This window comes from Halorubrum sp. SP9 (assembly GCF_005435015.1).
Lineage (GTDB): Archaea > Halobacteriota > Halobacteria > Halobacteriales > Haloferacaceae > Halorubrum > Halorubrum sodomense.
In genome coordinates, this window is record NZ_SGXU01000043.1 from 1 (window position 1) to 19,883 (window position 19,883).

General features: G+C 71.6%; 22 protein-coding genes and 1 pseudogene. 8 read left to right on the plus strand and 15 right to left on the minus strand.

Annotated elements, in window-relative coordinates:
* Positions 1–11 precede the first annotated feature (11 nt).
* From EXE45_RS15010 to EXE45_RS15040, 7 genes are all read right to left on the minus strand, one after another.
* The gene (locus EXE45_RS15010) at positions 12–830 is read right to left on the minus strand and encodes a hypothetical protein (RefSeq protein WP_137694785.1); all 819 of its coding nucleotides are present in this window, start codon (positions 828–830) and stop codon (positions 12–14) included.
* Positions 831–834: 4 nt separating this feature from the next.
* Positions 835–2,754, minus strand: coding sequence for a TAT-dependent nitrous-oxide reductase (gene nosZ, locus EXE45_RS15015; RefSeq protein ID WP_092922101.1), 1,920 nt, complete (start codon positions 2,752–2,754; stop codon positions 835–837).
* 266 nt (positions 2,755–3,020) lie between these two features.
* Positions 3,021–3,551, minus strand: a complete 531-nt coding sequence (locus EXE45_RS15020; RefSeq protein WP_092922104.1) for a halocyanin domain-containing protein — start codon at positions 3,549–3,551, stop codon at positions 3,021–3,023.
* A gap of 127 nt (positions 3,552–3,678) precedes the next feature.
* Positions 3,679–4,221, minus strand: a complete 543-nt coding sequence (locus EXE45_RS15025) for a DUF2249 domain-containing protein (RefSeq protein WP_092922107.1) — start codon at positions 4,219–4,221, stop codon at positions 3,679–3,681.
* A gap of 94 nt (positions 4,222–4,315) precedes the next feature.
* Entirely contained in the window at positions 4,316–5,002 is a 687-nt protein-coding gene (locus tag EXE45_RS15030) for an alpha/beta hydrolase (protein ID WP_092922110.1), read from the minus strand.
* A complete protein-coding gene (locus EXE45_RS15035; protein ID WP_092922113.1) occupies positions 4,999–6,063 on the minus strand; it encodes a VOC family protein in 1,065 nt (354 codons plus the stop codon). The genes EXE45_RS15030 and EXE45_RS15035 overlap by 4 nt, the downstream gene beginning before the upstream one ends.
* Positions 6,064–6,149: 86 nt before the next feature.
* Positions 6,150–6,515 (minus strand): hypothetical protein, encoded by a 366-nt coding sequence (locus tag EXE45_RS15040; protein WP_092922116.1) that lies wholly within the window; start codon positions 6,513–6,515, stop codon positions 6,150–6,152.
* Between the two features lie 124 nt (positions 6,516–6,639).
* Between EXE45_RS15040 and EXE45_RS15045 the strand changes: the two genes are divergently transcribed.
* A complete protein-coding gene (locus tag EXE45_RS15045; RefSeq protein ID WP_137694786.1) occupies positions 6,640–7,026 on the plus strand; it encodes a DUF5830 family protein in 387 nt (128 codons plus the stop codon).
* 84 nt (positions 7,027–7,110) lie between these two features.
* Positions 7,111–9,018 (plus strand): 2-succinyl-5-enolpyruvyl-6-hydroxy-3-cyclohexene-1-carboxylic-acid synthase, encoded by a 1,908-nt coding sequence (menD, locus tag EXE45_RS15050; protein WP_137694787.1) that lies wholly within the window; start codon positions 7,111–7,113, stop codon positions 9,016–9,018.
* A gap of 26 nt (positions 9,019–9,044) precedes the next feature.
* Here menD and EXE45_RS15055 read toward each other — a convergent pair whose 3' ends face one another.
* On the minus strand, positions 9,045–9,494 hold the full coding sequence (locus EXE45_RS15055; RefSeq protein WP_092922125.1) for a hypothetical protein: 450 nt from the start codon (positions 9,492–9,494) through the stop codon (positions 9,045–9,047).
* A gap of 180 nt (positions 9,495–9,674) precedes the next feature.
* On the opposite strand from EXE45_RS15055, the gene EXE45_RS15060 reads away from it, so the two are divergent.
* Positions 9,675–10,502, plus strand: coding sequence for a DUF2797 domain-containing protein (locus tag EXE45_RS15060; protein ID WP_174549006.1), 828 nt, complete (start codon positions 9,675–9,677; stop codon positions 10,500–10,502).
* Positions 10,499–11,158 carry a trimeric intracellular cation channel family protein gene (locus EXE45_RS15065; protein ID WP_092922128.1) on the plus strand — a complete coding sequence of 220 codons (660 nt, stop codon included), beginning with the start codon at positions 10,499–10,501 and terminating at the stop codon, positions 11,156–11,158. The genes EXE45_RS15060 and EXE45_RS15065 overlap by 4 nt, the downstream gene beginning before the upstream one ends.
* Before the next feature lie 48 nt (positions 11,159–11,206).
* On the opposite strand, the gene EXE45_RS15070 is transcribed toward EXE45_RS15065, so the two are convergent.
* The 4 genes from EXE45_RS15070 to EXE45_RS15085 form a co-directional block, all read right to left on the minus strand.
* Positions 11,207–12,253, minus strand: coding sequence for an ABC transporter permease (locus EXE45_RS15070; RefSeq protein ID WP_092922131.1), 1,047 nt, complete (start codon positions 12,251–12,253; stop codon positions 11,207–11,209).
* Complete coding sequence (locus tag EXE45_RS15075) at positions 12,246–14,258, minus strand: ABC transporter permease (protein WP_137694788.1); 2,013 nt, start codon at positions 14,256–14,258, stop codon at positions 12,246–12,248. The genes EXE45_RS15070 and EXE45_RS15075 overlap by 8 nt, the downstream gene beginning before the upstream one ends.
* Positions 14,255–15,304 (minus strand): ABC transporter ATP-binding protein, encoded by a 1,050-nt coding sequence (locus tag EXE45_RS15080; protein WP_137694789.1) that lies wholly within the window; start codon positions 15,302–15,304, stop codon positions 14,255–14,257. Before EXE45_RS15080 ends, EXE45_RS15075 begins: the two co-directional genes overlap by 4 nt.
* Before the next feature lie 127 nt (positions 15,305–15,431).
* Complete coding sequence (locus tag EXE45_RS15085; RefSeq protein WP_137694790.1) at positions 15,432–15,947, minus strand: CNNM domain-containing protein; 516 nt, start codon at positions 15,945–15,947, stop codon at positions 15,432–15,434.
* Between the two features lie 477 nt (positions 15,948–16,424).
* Here EXE45_RS15085 and EXE45_RS15090 point away from each other — a divergent pair, with 477 nt between their 5' ends.
* Positions 16,425–16,853 carry an SRPBCC family protein gene (locus EXE45_RS15090; protein ID WP_137694791.1) on the plus strand — a complete coding sequence of 143 codons (429 nt, stop codon included), beginning with the start codon at positions 16,425–16,427 and terminating at the stop codon, positions 16,851–16,853.
* Between the two features lie 37 nt (positions 16,854–16,890).
* On the opposite strand, the gene EXE45_RS15095 is transcribed toward EXE45_RS15090, so the two are convergent.
* Both EXE45_RS15095 and EXE45_RS15100 read right to left on the minus strand, forming a co-directional pair.
* A complete protein-coding gene (locus tag EXE45_RS15095) occupies positions 16,891–17,373 on the minus strand; it encodes a VOC family protein (RefSeq protein ID WP_092922146.1) in 483 nt (160 codons plus the stop codon).
* A gap of 172 nt (positions 17,374–17,545) precedes the next feature.
* Complete coding sequence (locus EXE45_RS15100; RefSeq protein ID WP_092922149.1) at positions 17,546–17,995, minus strand: DoxX family protein; 450 nt, start codon at positions 17,993–17,995, stop codon at positions 17,546–17,548.
* Positions 17,996–18,064: 69 nt separating this feature from the next.
* On the opposite strand from EXE45_RS15100, the gene EXE45_RS15105 reads away from it, so the two are divergent.
* Positions 18,065–18,445, plus strand: a complete 381-nt coding sequence (locus tag EXE45_RS15105) for a helix-turn-helix domain-containing protein (RefSeq protein ID WP_092922152.1) — start codon at positions 18,065–18,067, stop codon at positions 18,443–18,445.
* Between the two features lie 340 nt (positions 18,446–18,785).
* The gene (locus tag EXE45_RS15110) at positions 18,786–19,271 is read left to right on the plus strand and encodes a hypothetical protein (RefSeq protein WP_092922155.1); all 486 of its coding nucleotides are present in this window, start codon (positions 18,786–18,788) and stop codon (positions 19,269–19,271) included.
* 10 nt (positions 19,272–19,281) lie between these two features.
* Here EXE45_RS15110 and EXE45_RS15115 read toward each other — a convergent pair whose 3' ends face one another.
* A complete protein-coding gene (locus EXE45_RS15115) occupies positions 19,282–19,560 on the minus strand; it encodes an acylphosphatase (protein WP_092922157.1) in 279 nt (92 codons plus the stop codon).
* A gap of 83 nt (positions 19,561–19,643) precedes the next feature.
* On the opposite strand from EXE45_RS15115, the pseudogene EXE45_RS15120 reads away from it, so the two are divergent.
* Positions 19,644–19,883: pseudogene (locus EXE45_RS15120) on the plus strand (phosphomannomutase); the annotation flags it as partial.

Sequence of the window (19,883 nt, forward strand, 5' to 3'; positions counted from 1 at the left end):
CCTCGAGGCGATCACCCGACATGGTCGCCCCCGCCGACGTCGCGGTCTCGGTCGGTCTCTCGGGTCGTGTCGGTGCCGTCGCTCGCGCCCCGGTCCCGGTTCGCGCGGTCGTCGGGGCCGCCGTCGCCGCCTCCCGACCGGCGCTCGCGGATCGCGCCGGGGAGCCCGCGGGCCAGCGCCGGGAGCTCGTCCACGGTCGCCTCGATGTCCCGCGCGAGGTACGCGGTCGCGAGCAGCAGGACCGCGAGGACGGTCATGTACCCGCCGGGACCGAACCACGCGAAGCCGCTGATGTTGGCCACCTCGTAGGGGCCCAGGAGGGGCGGGGTGAACGGGTCGATCCCGCGAAGCGGCGCGTCCGGGTCCAACGAGTGGCCGGCCTGGTAGAGCCGGTACTGGATGAACGCGAACATCCCGACGAAGACGGTGATCGTGCCGACGAGCTGGGCGGTGAGCCCGGCCTTCAGCTTGCGGACCGTCGGGGCGAACGCGACGAAGGCGCCCGTGAGTGCGAGGCCGACGAACACGACCGGCCCGAGCAGCCACTCGGGGACGTCGATCGCCGCCTCGCTGACGTCGTAGTTCGGTTCGATGAACACCGGGTCGGGGTAGTGGAACCCCGCGTACTTGTTGAGCCCCTGTACCTCGGCGAAGTCGCCGCCCAGACGCGGGTAGGCGTACAGCTCGATGAGCAGCTCTTGACCGGGGTACTGCGGCGCCGTGAGCGTGATCGTCCACACCGGAACCAGCAGCGCGCCGACGAGCAGCGCGGCCGCTGCCAGCGGGAGCGCGCGTCGGATCTCGGTCAGCCGCGTGAGCGACGAGGCCATGGCGTTATTCCTCCGGTTTGACGATGAGCCGCGAGCGCATCTCCAGGTGTAACGCGCTGCAGAAGTGCGCGCAGTAGATCCAGTAGACGCCGGGCTCGTCCGCGGTGAACGTCGCCTTCCGCGTCTCCTGGGGCGCGACCCGCATGTGGACGTCGTGGTCCGGGATCGCCACCGAGTGGAGCATGTCGCTCGTGGTCTCGACGTTCGTCACCTGCATCTCGACCTCGTCGCCCTCCTGGACGACCATCTTCTGGAACCCGTAGTGGTTCCGGGTCGAGTACATCTCGATCTCGACGCGGTCGTCGGAGACCCGCTCCATCGTCTCCTCGCCCTCGGCCGTGTGGCTGAGTTCGAGGTCCTCGGGGTCGTAGACCGCCTTGGGATTGATCTTCGACCTGTGACAGATCGACGCGTCGTGCGGCTCGGCCTGCGCGGGCGAGTCCTTCACCAGCTCCATCCCGTTCTCGTCGTCACCGATGTAGATCAGCTGGTCGTTCTCGGGGTGTTGCGGACCGACGGGGAGGAACCGGTCCTTCGAGAGCTTGTTCAGTGAGACGAGCCAGTCGCCCGCCGGGTCCTCGGTGTACGACTCCGCGGCGATGAGGTGACCGGGGTTGTAGTGGACGTCGATCTTCTCGATCACCGGACTCTCGGAGCGGGGCTCGGCGTTGACCGCCTCCTCGATGTCCCACTTGACGACCTGCGAGTCGATGAACAGCGTCGTGTACGCGTGCCCCCGGCCGTCGTAGGCCGTGTGGAGCGGACCGAGACCGAGTTTCGGCTGCCCGACGATCGCGTCGGCCGGGTCGTCGACCTCGGCGATCGCCTCGATGTCGATGACCGTCGCGGTCGGGTCGAGCTTCCCGCTGACGATGGCGTAGCTGTTGTCCGGGGTGACGCTGACCCCGTGCGGGCTCTTCGGCGTCGGAATGTAGTGAACGATCGGTTCGTCGCCCCGGTTGAGCGGGCTGTCCTTCCGCCCGTCGACGACCGGGACCCCGTTCAGCATCTCGTAGTTCCCGGCCTCGACGGCCGCCTCGATCCGCGGGATGTCGAAGGCCTTCACGTCGTCGCGGTCGGCGCGTGTCATCCCCGACTCGGTCGCTGCCTCCTCCGTGTTGTAGGCGCTCGTGAAGAAGTACCGGCCCTCCTTGCTCCCGTCGCCGTTGTCCATGTTGCCGTCGATGAGGACCTCCCACTCGACGTTCATCGACTCGGGGTTGATCGCGGCGAGAACGGAGCCGTACGAGTCCGGGTCCTCGAGGTCGCCGGTCCCGTCGTTGGGGATCGGGGTCCGGAACTCGCCGACGCCGAAGATGAGGTCGGTGTCCGGCAGCTGCGCACAGGCGCCGTGCGTCCCCTGCTGGTTCGGGATGTTGACGATCGCGTCCGTCTCGAAGTACGTCAGGTCGATCCGGGCCATGCGCCCGTTCGCCTTGTCGTTGACGTACGCGAACCGCCCGTCGTAGTCCCCGTCGGTCTGGCTGATCCGGGGGTGGTGGGTGTCGCCCCACGTGTAGCCGCCGGCGTCTTCGAGCATCTGCTTGCTCTCGTCGTCGAAGCCGTAGCCGCGCGAGGCGTCCCGGTTGAACACCGGGATCCGGATGATCTCCCGCATCGACGGGAGTCCGTACACGCGGACGTTACCGTCCTGCCCGCCGCTGAGAATCCCGTAGTACTCGTCGTGTTCGCCCGGCGGCACGGTGTTGTCGACCCCGCTCGCCGAGGCCGTCCCCCCGACATCGTCCTCGCTCAGCAGGCTGGTACAGCCGGCAAGCCCGCTGAGTCCGCCGGCGGCGGCGCCGGCCTTCACGAAGTCGCGGCGACGGACGCCGGGGAGCATCGAGTCGAACCCGTCCGTCGAGCCGGTCGTCTCGTCGCCCGATTCTCCCGCGTCCGTGGACCGCTGTGTTTCGTTCGACATAGTGAATCCGCGAGCGGCGATTCCCTCGCGACACGCGGACGTTTCGGCCTCCGATATATAGGTCGCCGAGCGGCTTGCTGGGCGGTAGGAAGCGCGCGAACACGTTCGGCGGTCGCCCCCGGCGTTTCGAGGACGTGGGAACGCGGGCCGGGCACGGTCGGCATACGTCCGAACCCCCGACCGGAAAAAGCGATCGCGCCGCGTCGCGTCGCGGACCGACGCGCGTTTCGGCCGCGACCGAAGCGCGGCTCAGTCGCGTCGCGCCGTCACCGAACGACGACGGCGCCCTTCATGCCGACCGCCTCGTGGGGCGTACAGACGTACTTCTGTATCCCCGTCTCCTCGAACGTGTACTCGAAGGTGTGCCCCTGCTCCTGGGAGGTCTCGCTCTCGAAGTCCCCCGACTCGGCGGAGACGTTGTGACCGCCGCCCTGGCCGGTCCACTCCCAGACCACGGTCGTTCCGGTGCTCACCGCCACCGCGGCCGGGCCGAACGAGAGACCGTCTCCCGCGCCGACCCGGACGGTGACCTCGTCCCGGCCGGTGGCGTCGACGGTCTGTTCGTAGTTGTTCGCGTCGTCGAACCAGCCGCCGTAGTCCGGCTCCTCGCTGAGGTACTGCGTGTCGCCGCCGGAGCCTCCGCCGCTTCCGCCGTCACCGCCCCCGCTTCCGCCGTCACCGCTTCCGCCGCTTCCGCCGCCGCCCCCGCCGGAACAGCCGGCGAGCAGGAGGGTCGCACCCGCGGCGGTCGTCGCCTGTACGAACCGTCGTCGATCGAGTGTCGTGTCGTCCGTCATGTGTTCGGTCGTTGGTGGCATCCGTTGTAACGTCCTGCGACCCGGCCCGTCGTCCGGGAATTCGAGCGAACATGTTCGGTCCCCGGAGCCGCGAAACGCCGTCGGTCGGTTCCCGTCGCCCGGACGGCTACGACTCACTTCGCGGGGCCAACACGATCAGCGCGGTCCCGTCCTCGCGCGCGGTCGGCTCCACGCTCCGCTCGCCGTCGAACCGGAGTAGTTCGCCGGCCTCGACGGAGTGGGTCTCGCCGTCGAGCGCGACGTCGAAGGCGCCCTCCAGCGCGTGGAACAGCACCGTTCTGTCCGGGTGATCGTGTTCCGCGACGCCCTCGCCCGCCGCCAGCGAGAGGCGGACGGTCTTCGGCTCCTCGCCCGGGAACACGGACGCGTGCGGCTCGCCGTCGAGGTCGTCGATCCGGACCGTCTCCGGTTCGCCACCGGACTCAGCCTTCGGCAGTTCGGCGACGAACCGCTCCGGCCCCTCGCGCTCGACCGCGTACGCCTCGTCGTCGAACGCGGGGACCTCCGCCGACAGCTCGTAGTAGAGCGGCTTCGGGTCGTGGTCGTTGACTATCGTGAGCGACTCGCCCGGCTCCAGGGCGGCGAACGCGTCGTGGATCCGGTCGTGTCGCTCGTTCGGCGGGATCTCTCTGACGTCGAGTTCGGACATGCGTCTCGCCTTCGACGCCGCAGCCGCATGTCGAGCGGCGCGAACACGTTCGGGAGCGAGACGGCCGAGCGGGGACGCCGGTGCGAGCCGGGCGTCAGTCGCCGCCGAGCAGTCCCTCGATCCGCTCGCCGATCCGGTCCATCGTCGCGTCCGAGAGGCCGTGACCGTCCCCCGGATCGATCCGACACTCGACCGCGGCGCCGGCGCGCTCGAAGGCCCGAGCCGTCGCCCGGACGCGCTCGGGGGGCACGTGCGGGTCGGCCTCGCTACTGTCGAGCGCGACCGGCGTCCCGTCCAGGGGCCCGTCCGCTTCGCTCCCCGGACTCCCGACCTCGCGCGAGTCGAGGTCCTCGCCCGGCAACGCGGCCGAGACGACGAACGCGCCGCCGTACCGGCGCGGCCGACGCCGGAGGAACTCCGCGGCGACCGCGCCGCCCTGCGAGATCCCGACGAGGACGACGCGCTCGGGCGGAACTCCGGCGCCGCGCGCGACCTCGACCGCGCTCGCGACGCAGTCGACCGCGGAGGTGAGCGCGGGCTCGTTGGCCGACAGCGACGCGTCGTGCGGCGCCGGGACCCACGTCGACCGGACCGCGCCGGGGGCGAGGAGGGTCGCGCCGGAGCGGTAGAACTCGTCGGCGAGGCGGACCAGTCCCTCCGCCGTGCCGCCGCGGCCGTGGACCAGCACGACCGCGACCTCGGCGGCCGCGGCGGGAGCGCCGCCGGTGACGAGCGTCGCGTCCGCGTGCGGACCGGAGACGCCGGGAATTCGGCGGCTCATCGCGAGGACTCCGCGTCGTCCGCCCGAGAGTCGGCGGACGCCGTCGCCTCCGAGTCCGCCGACTCCGACCCCGGCCCGTCGAATCGCGGCAGCTGCGACTCGATCAGCTCGCGGTCGTCCCCGAACCGGGGCGGGAGGTAGAGGTCGGTCGCGTGCCCGGTCGCGTTCGGATCGGCCAGCCCCGGACCGGGCGGCCCGTCGGCGGTCGGCGCCTCGGTCGCGAGTTCGACGAGGAGCCCGCCGGGGCCGCGGACGTACAGCGAGTGGAAGAAGTGACGGTCCTTCACGCGCGACACGTCGTATCCGCGGTCGCGGAACAGCCCGTGCCACTCCAGCAGCGCCTCGCGGTCCGCGACGCGCACCGCGGCGTGGTGGAGCGTCCCCGGCCCTTCCCGGAGGTACGCGGCGTCGCGGTCGAGCAGGTCGACGACGGTCGCGCGGTCGCCCGGCGCGCGGTACCGAACCCGGTCGCCCGATTCGGCCTCGTACTCGAAGCCGAGCGTCTCCAGCACGCTCGCGGTCCCGTACGGGTCTGCGGGGAGCGCGGTCACCCCGTGAAGTCCGCGGATCGCGTGCGCGGTCGGGACGGACCCCTCGGTCCAGGGGTCGAAGCTGTCGTCGGTCCCGTCGCCGTCGGCTCCGTTCCCGTCCGCGTCCGGCGTCGCGACCAGTTCGACCCGCGTTCCGGACGGGTCCGCGAGCGTCAGCCCGCGGTCGCCGAAGCGCTCGTCCGCGTGGAGCGGCGCGGCCTCGACGCCGCGGTCCGCGAGCCGGTCGCGCCAGTAGCCGAGCGACGCCGGCGGCACCGCGAAGGCGACGGCGTCGTAGCCCGGCTTCCCGGTCCGTCCGGGGTCGGCGTTCGGGTCGGGGAAGGCGGTGAACACAGAGCCGGGCGAGCCGGTCGCGTCGCCGAAGTAGAGGTGGTACTGGAGGCGGTCCTCGTAGTTCACCGTCCGGCGGAGCAGGCGGAGCCCGAGCGTCTCGCCGTAGAAGGCGGCGTGGCTCCCGGCGTCGCCGACGATCCCCGTGACGTGGTGGAGTCCGGGAGTGTCAGAGAGCATGGGATCGGATCGGGGCCGTGCGGGAAAGTCGGTGTCGGTGGGGGCGATCGCCGGCGGCCAGCATCGGCGGGGCGGCGCGCACCGACTCACGCGACCCACAGCAGCCGCACGTTGCTCGCGGTGAGGTACGCGCCCGTCACGGTGAGCACCACCGGCGGGAAGTAGTACAGCAGGCCGTCGCCCTCGCGCGCGCCCTCGACGCTGATCCAGAGCATCACGAGGTAGACGACGATCTTCAGCGCCACGAGTCCCGAGAGCCCGAACGACTCCAGCGCGAACCTGACGACCGGGTTCGCCTCCCGAATCGTCGGCACGTATTCGAGGAAGGCGATCGTCGAGACGAGGTCGCCGACGCCGTACGTCGCGGTCGCCGCGATCCACAGCCAGCGGAACTCGTTCGGCCGGCGGCGGTACGCGGGGCGACGACGGGATCGGTCGCGGGATCGGACCACGACCCGAGGTGTCGGCCGACCGACGTGAACCTGCCGGTCCGGCAAGCTCTGTATTCGGTGCGCCGGTCGCAAGCGCCGCCCGCGGTCCAGCCGACTTAAGTCGGATCGCGCCGTCTCGCCGGCCGTGACGGAGCCGCCGACCCGCGAGGCGAAGCTGGAGCTCGGCGTCGAGCTGCTGGCGCACCTCGAACGCGAGGAGCTCGACCTCGCCGCGGCGGTCGACCGGATCGAGACGATCACGACCAGCCCGGCGCTCACCCGCGACATCCTCGACGCCGCCGAGAAGCGCGGGGTCATCGACCGCGACGGCGCCCGCCTGCGAGTCCTCCGAGGCGGAACGTACGTCGAGTACGACAGTCAGGTCGTCGCCCGCGAGGGCGACTTCGAGTGCCGGCGGTGCGGGGCCTCGATTTCGACGGGCCACTTCGTCCGGTTAGACGCGGGCGAACTCGGACCGTTCGGTTCCTCGTGCGTCCGGAAGGTGACCGGTCGGGAGTCGGACGCGGAGTGAGCGCGGCGCCGACGGGGGGCGGTCGACGGGCGGCGGTCGACCGAACCCGCCGGAGTATTTAGGTCGGCGGCCGAAGCGACGGTAATGACCGCGCCGAACCGGAACGTCCTGTGGGCGACCGCGCTCGTCGACGAGCTCGTCGCCGCGGGCGTCGACGCCGTCGTCGCCTCGCCGGGCAGTCGCTCCACGCCGCTGACCGTCGCCGCCGCCGGCCACGACGAGCTCCGCGTGTTCTCGCAGCTCGACGAGCGCGCCGCCGCGTACTTCGCGCTCGGCCGCGCCCGCCGGACCGACCGCGTGACGCCGCTGATCTGTACCTCCGGCACCGCCGCCGCCAACTACCACCCGGCCGTGATGGAGGCGAGCGAGGCGCGCGTCCCGCTCCTCGCGCTCACGGCCGACCGCCCCCCTGAACTCCGCGACTCCGGCGCGAACCAGACCGCGGACCAGGAGAAACTGTACGGGGACGCCGTCCGGTTCTACAAGGACCTCCCGGAGCCGGCCGCGAACGACCGGGCGCTCCGCTCGCTGCGGACCACCGTCGCCCGCGCCGTCGCGACCGCCGAGGGCGCCGACCGGGGACCGGTCCACCTCAACGTCCCGTTCGCGAAGCCGCTGGAGCCGACGCCGGTGCCGGGCGACGTGCCCGACGACATCCCGGCGGCGGCCGAGCGCGGGCGCGACGGCCCCTACGTCGACGTGACGCCCGGCGCCCCCGAGCCGGGCGACGACGACCTGCGCGCGCTCGCGGCCGAACTGGGCGAGGCGGACCGCGGGCTGATCGTCGCCGGCCCCGCCGACCCGCCGGGGATCGATCCGGAATCGGTCACGGCGCTCGCGCACGCGACCGGGTTCCCCGTGCTGGCGGACCCGCTCTCGGGGGTCAGATACGGCGGCCACACCCGCGTCGCACCCGTCGTTGGGAGCTACGACGCGTACCTCTCGGCCGACCTCGCGGGGGACGGGTCGGAGGGCTGGAGCGACCCCAGCCTCGTCCTTCGGCTCGGCGCCTCGCCCACGTCGAAGCGGCTCCGGAAGTACCTCGCGGCGACGGGCGCCGACCAGTACCAGGTCGACCCGGCCGGGCGTTGGCGCGAGGCGGAGTTCGCCGCGACCGAGCTCGTCGTCGCCGAGCCGAACCGGCTCTGCGCCCGCCTCTCGCGGCTCGTCGCCGGGGGGAGCGGAGACCCCGACTGGCGCGCGCAGTGGGAGGAGGCGGACCGGACCGCCGAGGCGGTTCACGACCGCGAACTCGACGCGGTCGAGGAGGAGTCGCTCGACGACGAACCGCTCGACGACGAGGGCGACGCGGGGTTCCACGAGGGCGACGCGCTCCGCGCGGTCGCGGGCGCGCTCCCCGACCCGGCGACGCTGTTCGTCTCCAACTCCATGCCGGTTCGCGACCTCGACCGGTTCGTCGGGCCGACGACCGCGAACGTCACCGCGCTCGGCAACCGCGGCGTCTCGGGCGTCGACGGAATCGTCTCCAGCGCGCTCGGCGCGGGGAGCGCGACGACGGACGACCTCACGCTCGTCGTCGGCGACATCGCGCTGTACCACGACTCGAACGGGCTGCTCGCGATCGACCGCTGCGAGGTCGACGCAACGGTCGTCGCGGTCAACAACGACGGCGGCGGCATCTTCCACGAGCTCCCGATCGAGGCGTTCGAGCCGCCGTTCACCGAGTCGTTCGTGACGCCGCACGGGCTCGACTTCGAGCCCCTCTCGGAGCTCCACGGCCTCGGATACGCGCGGATCGACGCGCGACCGCCCGCCCAGTCCGACGCGGCCGCGGACGGCGGCGAGAGCCCGGCGGAACGCGCGGCGGCGGTCGCCGCCGACGTCGCAGCCGCCGTCTCGCGGGCGCACGAGGCGGCCGGGTCGCACCTGATCGAGGTCCGGACCGACGCCGAGGCCAGCCATCGCACACGCGAGCGACTGGCGGCCGCGGTCGAGCGCGCGGTCCACGGCGAAGAGGCGGACTCGGCGTAGTCACGCGAGCGTCCGACCCGCCGGGATCAGGGCAGGGCCGAACTCGGTCCCCCGCGGCGGCTCTCGCCGAGCGCGACCCCCGCGTACGCGACGACCGCGAACTGGATCCCGACGCCGAGGCTCGCACCGAGGGCGAAGACGGCGGTGACGACGGGGCCGCGGTCCGGACTGAGGTACCACAGGACTGCGACCGAACCGAGCAGGAATGAGCCGGTCGCGCTCGCGCCCGTCGCCAGCGCGGTCGACGTCGGGGAGGCCTCCGCGTCCCGGAGTCCCGACGCGAGCGCGGCGCCGAACAGCAGGCCGTAGACCAGCAGGAATGCCGTGAACTGGGCGCTCACGAGGTACCTCGAGAGCGCCTCTGCCGACGGGATCGAGAGGGGCGACTCGAGGAGGATCGGCGAGAGCCGTCTCATTCCGCTGACCGCGAGCGCGACGACCGCGGCGACGATCGGGGGGAGGGCTGCCGTGCGCATGCCAGATGCGCGACGCCGGTATTACTTATAAATCTCGGTCGTGAGGGGGCACCGGACGGCCCCGATTCCGGCTCGTTCCACGCCGCCGATCGCCGCCGCGCGCACATCACGGCGCTCTCCAGGCGCCGAGACGAGACGGCCGACGACGGCTATAAGCCCCGCCTCCCCCTACCCCGCGGCGTGCAGGTCGTCGGCTACGAGACGGGCGTCGCGAGCGGCTCGCCGGAGTCGGAGTCCGACGGGGACGCGGGTCCGATCGCCGAGGCGAGCGGACCGATCGGCGGCGGGCTCTACGTCGCGAGCGGGGGGACCGTCGACTTCGTGGACGCGAGCCCGGGGACCGAACTGGCCTTCGGCCTCGGCGAGCGCCGCTGCGCGGGGACGGTCCACGAGGGGGACCACGTCGCCTGCGACGCCGCCGACGCGCCGTACTGCGACGACCACAGTCACGTCTGGGTGTGCGCCCGGTGTACCGGGACGTGCCTGAAAGACGAGATGGACTGCGGCGAGACCCACGCGATGTACCTCGCCGCGTTCGCGCCCGACGTGCTGAAGGTGGGCGTCACCCGCGAGTGGCGGCTGGGGACCCGCCTCCGCGAGCAGGGCGCTGACCGCGCGGCCCACGTTCGGACCTTCCCGAACGGCCGGATCGCCCGTGAGGTGGAGGCCGAGCTGGCCGCGGGCGACGACCTCGTCGACCGCGTCCGCGTCCCGACGAAGCTCGACGGGTTCGGGCGCGCGGTCGACGAGGCGGCGTGGGCGGCCCTCCTCGACCGGTTCGACCCGATCGAGCGGTTCGACCTCGACTACGGGCTCGACCTCGACGACCGCCCCGTCGCGGAGACGATGGCGGCGGGGACCGTCCGCGGCTGGAAAGGCCGAGTGCTGGTGCTCGACCGCGGCGGCTCGACGTACGCGGTCGACGCGCGCGACCTCGTCGGCTACGAGCTGACCGACGCGGTGCCGGAGCGGGAGCTCCAGTCGAGCCTCGGGGCGTTCGGCGGATGAACGGGGGCGTCCTCGCGGCGCTCTTCGGCGACCCGTTCGCCGTGATGAACACCGTCGGACTCGTCGCGTTCGCGCTGGTCGGCGCGAGCAAGGCGGTCCGCGAGGAGTTCGACCTCTTCGGCGTCGCGGTCGTCGGGCTGGCGATGGCGTTCGCCGGCGGCGTCACCCGGGACCTCCTCGTCGCGCGCGTCCCGCTGGCGCTGCGCTCGCCGGTCGAGATACTCCTCGGACTGTTCGGCGTCGGGCTCGCCGTGGGTCTGAGCGCGTGGCTCGCCTCCCCCGACGAACACCCGGTGACGCTCGTCGCCGACGCCGTCGGCCTCGCCGCGTTCGCCACGACCGGCGCCATCGTCGCGACTGACGCCGGGGTGTCCGCGTTCGGCGTCGTGGCCGTCGCGACGATCAACGCCGTCGGCGGCGGCGCGCTCGCCGACATCCTGCTCGACCGGTCCCCGTTCATCCTCTTCGAGGACTTCTACGCGAGCTGCGCCGTTGCCGGCGGGATCGCGTACTGGGTGGTCGGTGCGCTCGGTGGTCCATCCGGGGTCGCGGCCGCGACGTGCGCCGGGGTGACGGTCGGGCTCCGGCTCGTCGCCGTCGCGCGCGGTTGGCGGCTCCCGACCGCGAAGCGACTTGGCGACGAGTTCGGCCGATAGGAGCGAGGCGAACGCCCGGCGACCGATCCGCCGCCAGAACCGAACCCTTCAGCGACCGAACCCCTCGACTGCGACCACGCGCCGGACGCCGAGGTACGCGGCTCCCGAGATGACGGCGTACGCGACCACGAGGACCCCCGTCGTCGCACCCGCGCTGTCGATCGCCAGTCGCGCGACCGCGTTCGCGGGGCCGCCGGCCATCGCGGTCGCGCCGCCGAACAGGACGAGCACCGCGACCGAGTAGAGCAGCTGGGCGGCGCGGCGGTCGGGCGCGACCGCCGAGACGCCGACCGCGACGGCGACGACGAGCGTCGTCAGCGCGGTCATCAGCGCCAAGATCGGGCCGACGTTCGCGACCGACGTGCCGTTTGCCTCCAACAGGAGCAGCCATAACAGCGCCTGTCCGGGGGCGATCCCGATCGCCGCGGCCGCCTTCCCGTCGACGATTTCGGGGAGCGTGACGGGCGCGACGCGGAGCAGCTCCATCGTCCCCCGATCCAGCTCCTCGGTGATCGAGTCGACGATGAGCGATCCGGAGATGAACACCGGGAGGAAGACTAAAACCGGGATCAACACGGTGTAGGTGAACGAGAAGTACGGGCTGGTGTCGCTCCGCTCGGGGAGCGGGAGCGGCGACTCCTCGAGGAACGCGGATCGCCGGTCGCGCTCGTTCAGCTCGTAGGTCCGCAACAGCTCGCGCAGCTGCACCACGATCACCGTCGTCTGGACGGTCGCGTCCGGGGCGGTGACGACGGTCGACACCCGCCCGCGCTCCGTGTGCGTGGCGACCACCACCGCGTCGGCCGCGTTCCGCTCGAACGCCCTCCGGGCGGCGTCCGCGTCGGCGTACGGCGTGACGGAGGCGCCGGGCACCTCGGCGGCGGCCCGCTCTAAGCCCTCGACCGCGTCGCCCGCGGCCGCGACCTCGATCTCGGCGCCGTCGAGCGCGCCGGGGTCGTACATCGAGACGAGCCCGACGACGAGGAACGACGAGAACGCCGCGATGAACAGCTGGATCGCGATCGCCAGCAGGATCGTCTTCTCGGCGCGAAGCCCCGCGAGCTCCCGTCCGGCGATCGTCAGGCGGCTATCCAAGGCTCACCACCCCGACGTTGTAGGCGGCGTGCCCGAGCGTCGCCGCCGTCAGCGCCAGCGCGTAGGCGGTCCGGCCGCGGCTCGCGCCGACGCCGGCCGCGCCCGTCGTGACGACGTGGAGGACGAGCGGCGCGAAAAAGAGCGCCGCCAGCGCGACCGGGGGCAGCCCGGAGAGCCCGGTCACGTCCCCGAAGGCGGCGCGGCCGAGGAACAGGTCGGTGAGCCCGACCGCCTGAACGACCGCCGTGACCTTCTCCGCGAGGAAGAATCCGGTTCCGGAGGCGAGGCCGACCGCGAGCGCGACGCGGAGCGTCCCCCCGCCGTCACCGTCGCTCCGCTCGAAGACGCCGCGCTCGAACCCGGCGTACAGCCCGACGCTTTTCGCGACCTCCTCGATGAACGCGATGGTCACCAGAAGCACCGGAATCGATACCGTGATCGGCAGCGCAAAGAGCACCGCGACGGCCAGCAGCTCCGCGACGAACACGAAGGGGATCGTACAGGCGGTGAGGAGCGCGACCGACCCGAGCGCCCGGCGGCGGTCGCGCGAGAGGATCCCGCCCCCCGCGGGCACGGGAGACAACCGCACCGCGAGCGCGTCGAGGAACTTCCGCGTCACGGGCTTTTGCGAGAACATGTCCTCCTCGCGGTAGACGCCGAGCCCGAGACCGAACAGCAGCGCCGCGCCGACCGCCATCGGGGCGGTCGAGAAGAGGACTTCGCCCGCCGAGACCGCCTCGCCCTGGAGGTCGAAGACGACGAGCGTCAGCGGCGAGACGAGCGCCACGGGCGTCACGTTCGTGAAGACCGCCGGCACGAACGCGTAGGTGGTCAACAGGACGCTCACGCCCACCGTGACGAAGGTGAGCTCCTTGAACGACCGCGCGAACATCGCGCCGACGAACGTGGCTCCGAGGAACGCGGCCGCGATCGGCGCCACGGCGACCACCGAGAGCGCTCCGCCGCCGACGAGGAGCGCGATGAGGGTCGTGACGACCGCTGCGGCCGCGGCGTACGGCAGCGTCTTGCCGGCGACGATCTCCGCCGGCGACAGCGGCGTGACGAGCAGGGGTTCTCCCCGCCGGTTCGTGCGCTCGTCGAGGATAGAGGAGCCGTACGCCTGGATCAGGAAGTTCATCGGCACGAGGAAAACGAACGCCAAGAGCAGCGACGTGAACGGGAACGGCGGTGTGATCGACCCGGGCGAGCCCACCGTGTCGGCGCCGAAGGCGCCGCCGCCGATCGACGGCACCGCGAAGCCGCCGTCCCCGCTCGACCCGGTCCCGGCGCCCGTGGAACCGGAGTCACTCGCGTCCGTTCCGGCCCCGCTACCGCCGCCGCCGTCGCCGCTCGCGCCACCGTCTCCTCCCGTCTCGCCTCCGCCGTCGCTCCCCCCGTCCGAACCGCCCGCCGAGCCGCCGTCGCTCCCGCCGAGCGTCGCGCCGTCGTCGATCCCGGTCGTTCGCCCGACGTACCGGAGCGTGACGGTGACGGGGAACGCCGCCGTCCGGTTCGGCTCGGCGCGCATCAGTCGCTCGTTGTGCGCCTCGACCGCCTCCCGGACCGACGCGGCCGCGGCTTCGCCCTTCCGCGTGTCGCTCGCGCGGACGATCACCTCCTCGACCTCCCCGGAGTCGATCGCGCCGTCGTCGCCGGCTCCGGGTCGTACCACCGTCACCACGACCGCGTCGGCGGCGTCGCCGAGCGACGCCGTCCCACCCGGGACCGGGCGCAGCGACGGCGCGTCCTCGATCGCGTCCGCGTACGGCGAGCCGTCGTCGACGCCGACGCGGTAGATGTCGCCGTCGACGTCGAGGCCGGCGACGCCGGTCGCCACGCCGACCCCGACGACGCCGCCGGCGACGACGAGCAGGGCGACTCCGGCGGCGAGCGTTCGGCGGTCGACGCCGCCCGACGCGCGGGCGGACTCCCACCTCGCGACTCGGAGAACCCGACGGACGCCGACCGCGAGCCGCCGGCCGACGCGGCGCAGCCGATCGGTCACTCGGTCGCCTCCGTCGCCGTCGCTCTCGTCTCCCCGTTCTCGTCGGCCTCCCCGTCGCCCGCGGAGTCGCCGGGGTCGCCGGAGTCGCCGGAGTCGCCGGGGTCGCCGGAGTCGCCGGGGTCGCCGGAGTCGCCGGTGTACCGCCCGGGCATCGGCCGGCCGACGATGTCGAGGAACACGTCTTCGAGGCTCGGCTCGCGGCTCCGGATGTCGACGACCTCGCCGCCGGCGTCGGTGACGGCCTCGCGGACGGCAGCGACCGCGTCCATGCTCGGGACGGTCGTTCGGAAGCGGTCGCCCACCTCCTCGGTCGTCGCGTCGAGGTCGTCGAGGGCGGGCGTCGCCGTCGGCTCGACGTCGGTGAACACGCGGTACGTCGTCTCGCCGTGTCGCTCGCGGATCCCGTCGACGCTCCCGCGGGCGACGATCCGGCCCTCGTTCATCACCACGACGCGGTCGCAGACCGACTCGACGTGGTAGAGGTTGTGCGCGGAGAAAACGACCGTCTTCCCCGTCTCGCGGAGCTCGCGGGTGAACGCAAGCACGGAGTTCGTCGTCACCGGGTCGAGCCCGGAGGCCGGCTCGTCGTACACCAGCACGTCCGGGTCGTTGACGAGCGAGCGCGCGATGGCGACCTTCCGTTTCATCCCCTTCGAGACGTCGCCGAGGCGGCGCTCGCGGTGGTCGAGTTCGAGCCGGTCGAGCGCGGCCTCGATCCGCTCGTCGGCGACCTCCCGGGGCACGTCGTAGAGGTCCGCGAAGAAGCGCAGGTACGACAGCGCGGTCATCTCCTCGTACAGCGGCGACTCCTCCGGCAGGAACCCGAGGTGCCGGCGCATCTCGGGGTCCGAGGCGTCGAACCCGGCGACGGTCACCTCACCGTCGGTGGGCTCGACGAGGCCGGCGATCACCTTGAGCGTCGTCGTCTTCCCCGCTCCGTTCGGGCCGACGATCCCGAACACCTCGCCGTCGTCAACGGCGAAATCGCTGTCGACGACGGCCGCGAAGTCGCCGTAGGTCTTCCGCAGCCCCGACACCTCGATCATGCGTGCGATTCCGCCGGCGGCCGGGTTAAACCCACGCCCGCGGTTATCGGCGGCGAGAACGCAGGCGGGAGAGACGGGAGCGGCGCGCGAGGCGAGCGCGCTGCGAACCGTCGGGAGTCGGCACGATTCACTCCGTGTACGGCTTCTCGATGCTCGCGTCGCCGCTGATGTACGCGTTCATACGACGGGTGATCCCGTCAAAAAACGTTATGACCGGCGAGAGAACGCGTTCGACGAGTCGGATCGGCGACGCGACCCGGAGCGACCACATCTCCGCGTTTCCGAGCCCGAACGCCTTGGGGACGATCTCGCCGAACACGAGGACGAGGAAGCTGGTACACGCGGTCGTCACCGCGACCGCCGCGCCGGGGGGGAGATAGCTGGCGACGAGGAGCGTCACGATACTGGAGATCGCGATGTTCACGACGTTGTTGCCGACGAGCAGCGTCACCAGCAGCCTGTGGGGATCGTCGCGAAGTTCCTTCAGCGCGAGCGCCCGCGGGTCTCCCGTCTCCGCCCGTCGATCGAACCACGCCGCCGGCAGCGAGAAGATCGCGGTCTCCGAACTGGAGAAGAACGCGCTGATCGCCAGCAACACGGCGACCGTCGCGACTCCGACGACTCCGATCGTGACTCCGACCATACGGCGTATTTAAAAACGAGGACAAAGAGAGTGTCGGCCGGACGCCGGGTATCGATGCGTTCGCGCCTCGCTCGCGGTCGGCGTGTAAACCGGCGTCACTCAGCGACTCGGGCGGTGTTCGGGAGACGAGCCGTCGGGTTACTCCTCTTCTTCCGCTTCCTCGACCGGCCCCCGTCCTCGCTCCCAGACGGCGTCAGCCGAGGTGTCGTTCGGCGCTGTGTGAGAGACGTCTTTCATGCTGTCGCGATCGCTTGCCATATTGACTCCTGCTACCTCGGAGTCCCGTATTAACCCTTCGTGGAAAGAGATAATGAGTCCTCATACCATATAAGGTATTAATATGAAACGATGCGGCGACGACTCGGTCGATAGACGTACTTCGAATTGGCACCGATACGGACCTCCGAAACCGGACGAACGTCCGTATTCGAGCGGGAGACCGCAGCGATGAGGCGTCCCGCCTCCGAAAGACACGGCATGTCCGGAGATTCCGGTCGCGACGACGGAGCCGCCGTGGTCCGCGAAGGGGCAACGCTCGCGGTCGGCCGCGACGTCGACGCGCCGCCCGAGCCGACCGCGAAGGCGCTCCGCGACACCCGGCGGTGGCCCGACTGGAGCCCGTCGATCCGCGGCGTCGAGAGCACTGACCGATACGTCGAGACCGGGACGACGGGACGCGTCCGAGTCGCCGGCGCCTGGGCCCCCTTCCGAGTGACGGGCGCGACCCGGCTCCGGTGGGACTGGCGGGTCGCCGGAGTCCCCGCGACCGGCCACCGCGTCGACCGGTACTCGGGGGAGCCGGAGCGGTGTCGGGCGGTGATCGAGGTCCCCCTGCTCGCGGCCCCGTACGTCCCGGTCTGCCGGCGCGCGCTCGACCGGTTCGCGGCGCTCGTCGAGGGGGAGTGACCCCGACGAGGCCCTCCCGTTGCGACGCCCGGGCGCCTCAGTCCTCGTAGCCCTCCTCGAACGGGTCGATGACCTCGCTGCCGGGCTCGTCTTCGTCGCGGGTGAATCCGGGCCCCCGCGTCGCCAGCTCGAAGACGAGCCCGTCGGGATCGGTGAAGTAGACGCTCTTGAAGTAGGTTCGGTCTTTCACCTCCGAGACCTCCACGTCGTGGGATTCGAGGTGGTCTCGCCACTCGCGGAGCGTCTCCTCGTCCTCGACGCCGAACGCGAAGTGGTGGCTCGCGCCCGGGCCCGGGGTCCCCTGCGAGTCCGGGTACTCGAAGTAGGTGACGTTGGCCCCCGGTTCGCCCGTCGGCGTGGGCGAGAAGTAGTAGTGCGGCGTCCCGGGGTCGTCGTAGTTCTGGGTCCGCTTGACCGTGTGCCAGCCGAGGACGTCCTCGTAGAACGCGGTCGTCTCGTCCATGTCGGTACAGATGTTCGTGACGTGGTGGAGTCCGGTCGTCGGCGGCGCGTCGGTCATGATCTGCGTGAACGGTTGTCGGGAAGGTAGTTAGTCGTACTGGCGGCTCGAGAGTAGTCGGACGGCGGCGCGAAAATGGATGCGTCCTGTGCGCGTCGGTCGCGCGTCGACAACGGCCAGTCGGAAAACGGTTCGATCGCGGCTCAGAACGGCCGAACGGTTCGATCGCGGCTCAGAACAGGCCGAGGCCGACCGCGTACGGCCACGCGGTGCCGCCGACCGCGAGCAGCGCGAGCGCGGCGCCGGCGCCGTAGACGTTCTTCAGGAAGCTCGTCATCTCGTTCTGCTTCTCCTCGGGGTCGTCCATCGACCAGAAGTCGTGCATCGTCACGGCGGAGACGAGGAGGAAGAGGGCGAGGCCGCCCGCGGCGACGACGGGGAACGCGCCCGCCGCGACGCCGAGGCCGCCCAAGACGAGGACGGCGCCGGAGGCGATCACCGAGAACTGCGGCGCGGGGAGGCCCTTGAACTCGGCGTAGCCCGCCATCGTCTCGAGGTCCATGAAGTGGTTGAGCCCCATGAACGCGAGCGTCGCGCCGAAGACGATCCGGCCGAGCAGGAAGAGTTCGCCCGCGAGGGGGGTGTCGAACTGGAGCGGTGTCGCTGCGATTTCAGCTAACATCGTGTAACCTGCTATACGCACGTAACCTATTTATCGCTTCCCGGACAATAGGGTAAGCAGGTAACACCGATGTCATCGCAGGAACTCGCCGGCTCCGAACCGGCGGAGACGACCGACGCAGAGTCCCGGAACGCCGCCCCCGACACGCCGTGTCCCGTCGTGGACTCGCTCGAACAGATCGGTTCGCGGTGGCGGCTCGTCGTCCTCCACGAGCTGTTGAACGGCGAGGCGCGGTTCAACGAGCTGAAGCGGGAGACGGACGCGAACGCCCGCACCCTCTCGCGCGTGCTCGACGACCTCCAGGAGACCGGCTTCGTGGATCGGCGGTTGGAGGAGGACTCGCCGGTGGCGACGTACTACAGTTTAACTGATAAAGGCGAGTCGCTCGCCCCCGTCTTCGAGGAGATCGACGACTGGGCCCACGAGTGGCTGGCCGAGTGCGACGCGTAAGACCTGAATCGCGGGGATCTTCGATTTTTCACGGGGATCGTCGTTCGGTTTCGGCCCACTCGTGAGTCGCTGACCGCGGATCGACCGCGAACGCCTCTAAAGCCCCGCGGCTGGCCCTTTGAATCTCACCCGACCGCACCGCACGGCACCTCACGCCTCCCCAGCCTCGCGGTTCGCGCTCTGCGAGCGCTCACCGCGTCCCTCGCGCGTGCTGGCTCGCGACCGCCTTCGGCGGCCGCTCGCAGGCACGCGCCGCCGCATCGTCTATTTATCACCCGTACCGCCGCGATCGCGTTCCGCCGGCGAAACGCACACCCCTCTCGAGCGCGTACGGATCGGCGTGTACGCCGGACTGAAGAACACCCCCTGTTGCCTGTGCGGCCGGGACGACACCCACACCCGGATCGCGGTGCCGCCGCGGGCGCTCCGGCTGATGGAGAACGGCGGGCCGATCGCGTGGCGCGACGTGGTCGGGACGGTGACGCTCCGCTTCTGCGCCGACGACTGGGCCCTCGTGAGCGACCTCGCGGTCGAGATGGACACCCATCCGCTCTCTCGATGTAACGCGGCCCACGTCTCCTTGGACCTCCGCGAGGACCACGAGGCGCTGCTGTCCGCGACGAAGGACGAGACCGACCAGACCGAGCTGGAGGCGCGGCTCGCGAGCGAGGCCGAGGCGACTCTCGACGCGGTCGACGACCCCTACACCGAGGAGCGCGACGTGGTCGAAGCCGTCGTCGTCCTGCGCGCGCTGGAGGAACTCGGCGTGCGAGACGGGCCCGGCCGCGGCGCTACCGGGTCGACGGCGGCCGCGGACGACGACTGAGCCGACCGCCTCACCACCTGACCTCGAACCCCTCTGCGCCCTCCGGCTCGCCGTACTCGACGTCCACGTCCTCGACCTCGGCGGCCTCGCTTCCGGTCTCGCACCACGCGACCATGTCGCGGACGTCGCCCTCGGACCCCTCGAAGACCGCCTCGACCCGGCCGTCGTCGAGGTTCCGCACCCAGCCGTCGACGCCCTTCTCGCGGGCCGTATCGCGGGTCGTCGCCCGGTAGTAGACGCCTTGAACGCGACCCGAGACGAACACGTGCGCGCGAACGCGGTCGGTCATCGGCCGACCTTGGGACCGCGACCCGTTTAAGCGACCCGCCCGCAACCGACGCCTACTAACTCCCGGGCGCCGAGGTGGGCGACATGGACCTGTTCGGAACCGCCGGGATCCGCGGCGGCGTCGAGGACCGCGTCACGCCGGCGCTCGCGCTCGCAGTCGGGCGGGCGGTGGGCGCCGAGATCCGATCGCGAACCGCCGGGCCGGACGCCGAATCGACCGACGAGTCGGCCGCCGGGTCGAGCCCCGAATCGACCGTCGTCCTGGCCCGCGACGGTCGGGTGACGGGCCCGGCCCTCGCGGCCGCGACGGAGGCCGGCTTGGCC

What these genes read in the sequence shown, in the direction of transcription:
- EXE45_RS15010 (WP_137694785.1), bottom strand. Translation starts at nt 830, where the DNA reads ATGGCCTCGTCGCTCACGCGGCTGACCGAGATCCGACGCGCGCTCCCG.
- nosZ (WP_092922101.1), bottom strand. Translation starts at nt 2,754, where the DNA reads ATGTCGAACGAAACACAGCGGTCCACGGACGCGGGAGAATCGGGCGAC.
- EXE45_RS15020 (WP_092922104.1), bottom strand. Translation starts at nt 3,551, where the DNA reads ATGACGGACGACACGACACTCGATCGACGACGGTTCGTACAGGCGACG.
- EXE45_RS15025 (WP_092922107.1), bottom strand. Translation starts at nt 4,221, where the DNA reads ATGTCCGAACTCGACGTCAGAGAGATCCCGCCGAACGAGCGACACGAC.
- EXE45_RS15030 (WP_092922110.1), bottom strand. Translation starts at nt 5,002, where the DNA reads ATGAGCCGCCGAATTCCCGGCGTCTCCGGTCCGCACGCGGACGCGACG.
- EXE45_RS15035 (WP_092922113.1), bottom strand. Translation starts at nt 6,063, where the DNA reads ATGCTCTCTGACACTCCCGGACTCCACCACGTCACGGGGATCGTCGGC.
- menD (WP_137694787.1), top strand. Translation starts at nt 7,111, where the DNA reads ATGACCGCGCCGAACCGGAACGTCCTGTGGGCGACCGCGCTCGTCGAC.
- EXE45_RS15055 (WP_092922125.1), bottom strand. Translation starts at nt 9,494, where the DNA reads ATGCGCACGGCAGCCCTCCCCCCGATCGTCGCCGCGGTCGTCGCGCTC.
- EXE45_RS15065 (WP_092922128.1), top strand. Translation starts at nt 10,499, where the DNA reads ATGAACGGGGGCGTCCTCGCGGCGCTCTTCGGCGACCCGTTCGCCGTG.
- EXE45_RS15080 (WP_137694789.1), bottom strand. Translation starts at nt 15,304, where the DNA reads ATGATCGAGGTGTCGGGGCTGCGGAAGACCTACGGCGACTTCGCGGCC.
- EXE45_RS15085 (WP_137694790.1), bottom strand. Translation starts at nt 15,947, where the DNA reads ATGGTCGGAGTCACGATCGGAGTCGTCGGAGTCGCGACGGTCGCCGTG.
- EXE45_RS15090 (WP_137694791.1), top strand. Translation starts at nt 16,425, where the DNA reads ATGTCCGGAGATTCCGGTCGCGACGACGGAGCCGCCGTGGTCCGCGAA.
- EXE45_RS15095 (WP_092922146.1), bottom strand. Translation starts at nt 17,373, where the DNA reads ATGACCGACGCGCCGCCGACGACCGGACTCCACCACGTCACGAACATC.
- EXE45_RS15100 (WP_092922149.1), bottom strand. Translation starts at nt 17,995, where the DNA reads ATGTTAGCTGAAATCGCAGCGACACCGCTCCAGTTCGACACCCCCCTC.
- EXE45_RS15105 (WP_092922152.1), top strand. Translation starts at nt 18,065, where the DNA reads ATGTCATCGCAGGAACTCGCCGGCTCCGAACCGGCGGAGACGACCGAC.
- EXE45_RS15115 (WP_092922157.1), bottom strand. Translation starts at nt 19,560, where the DNA reads ATGACCGACCGCGTTCGCGCGCACGTGTTCGTCTCGGGTCGCGTTCAA.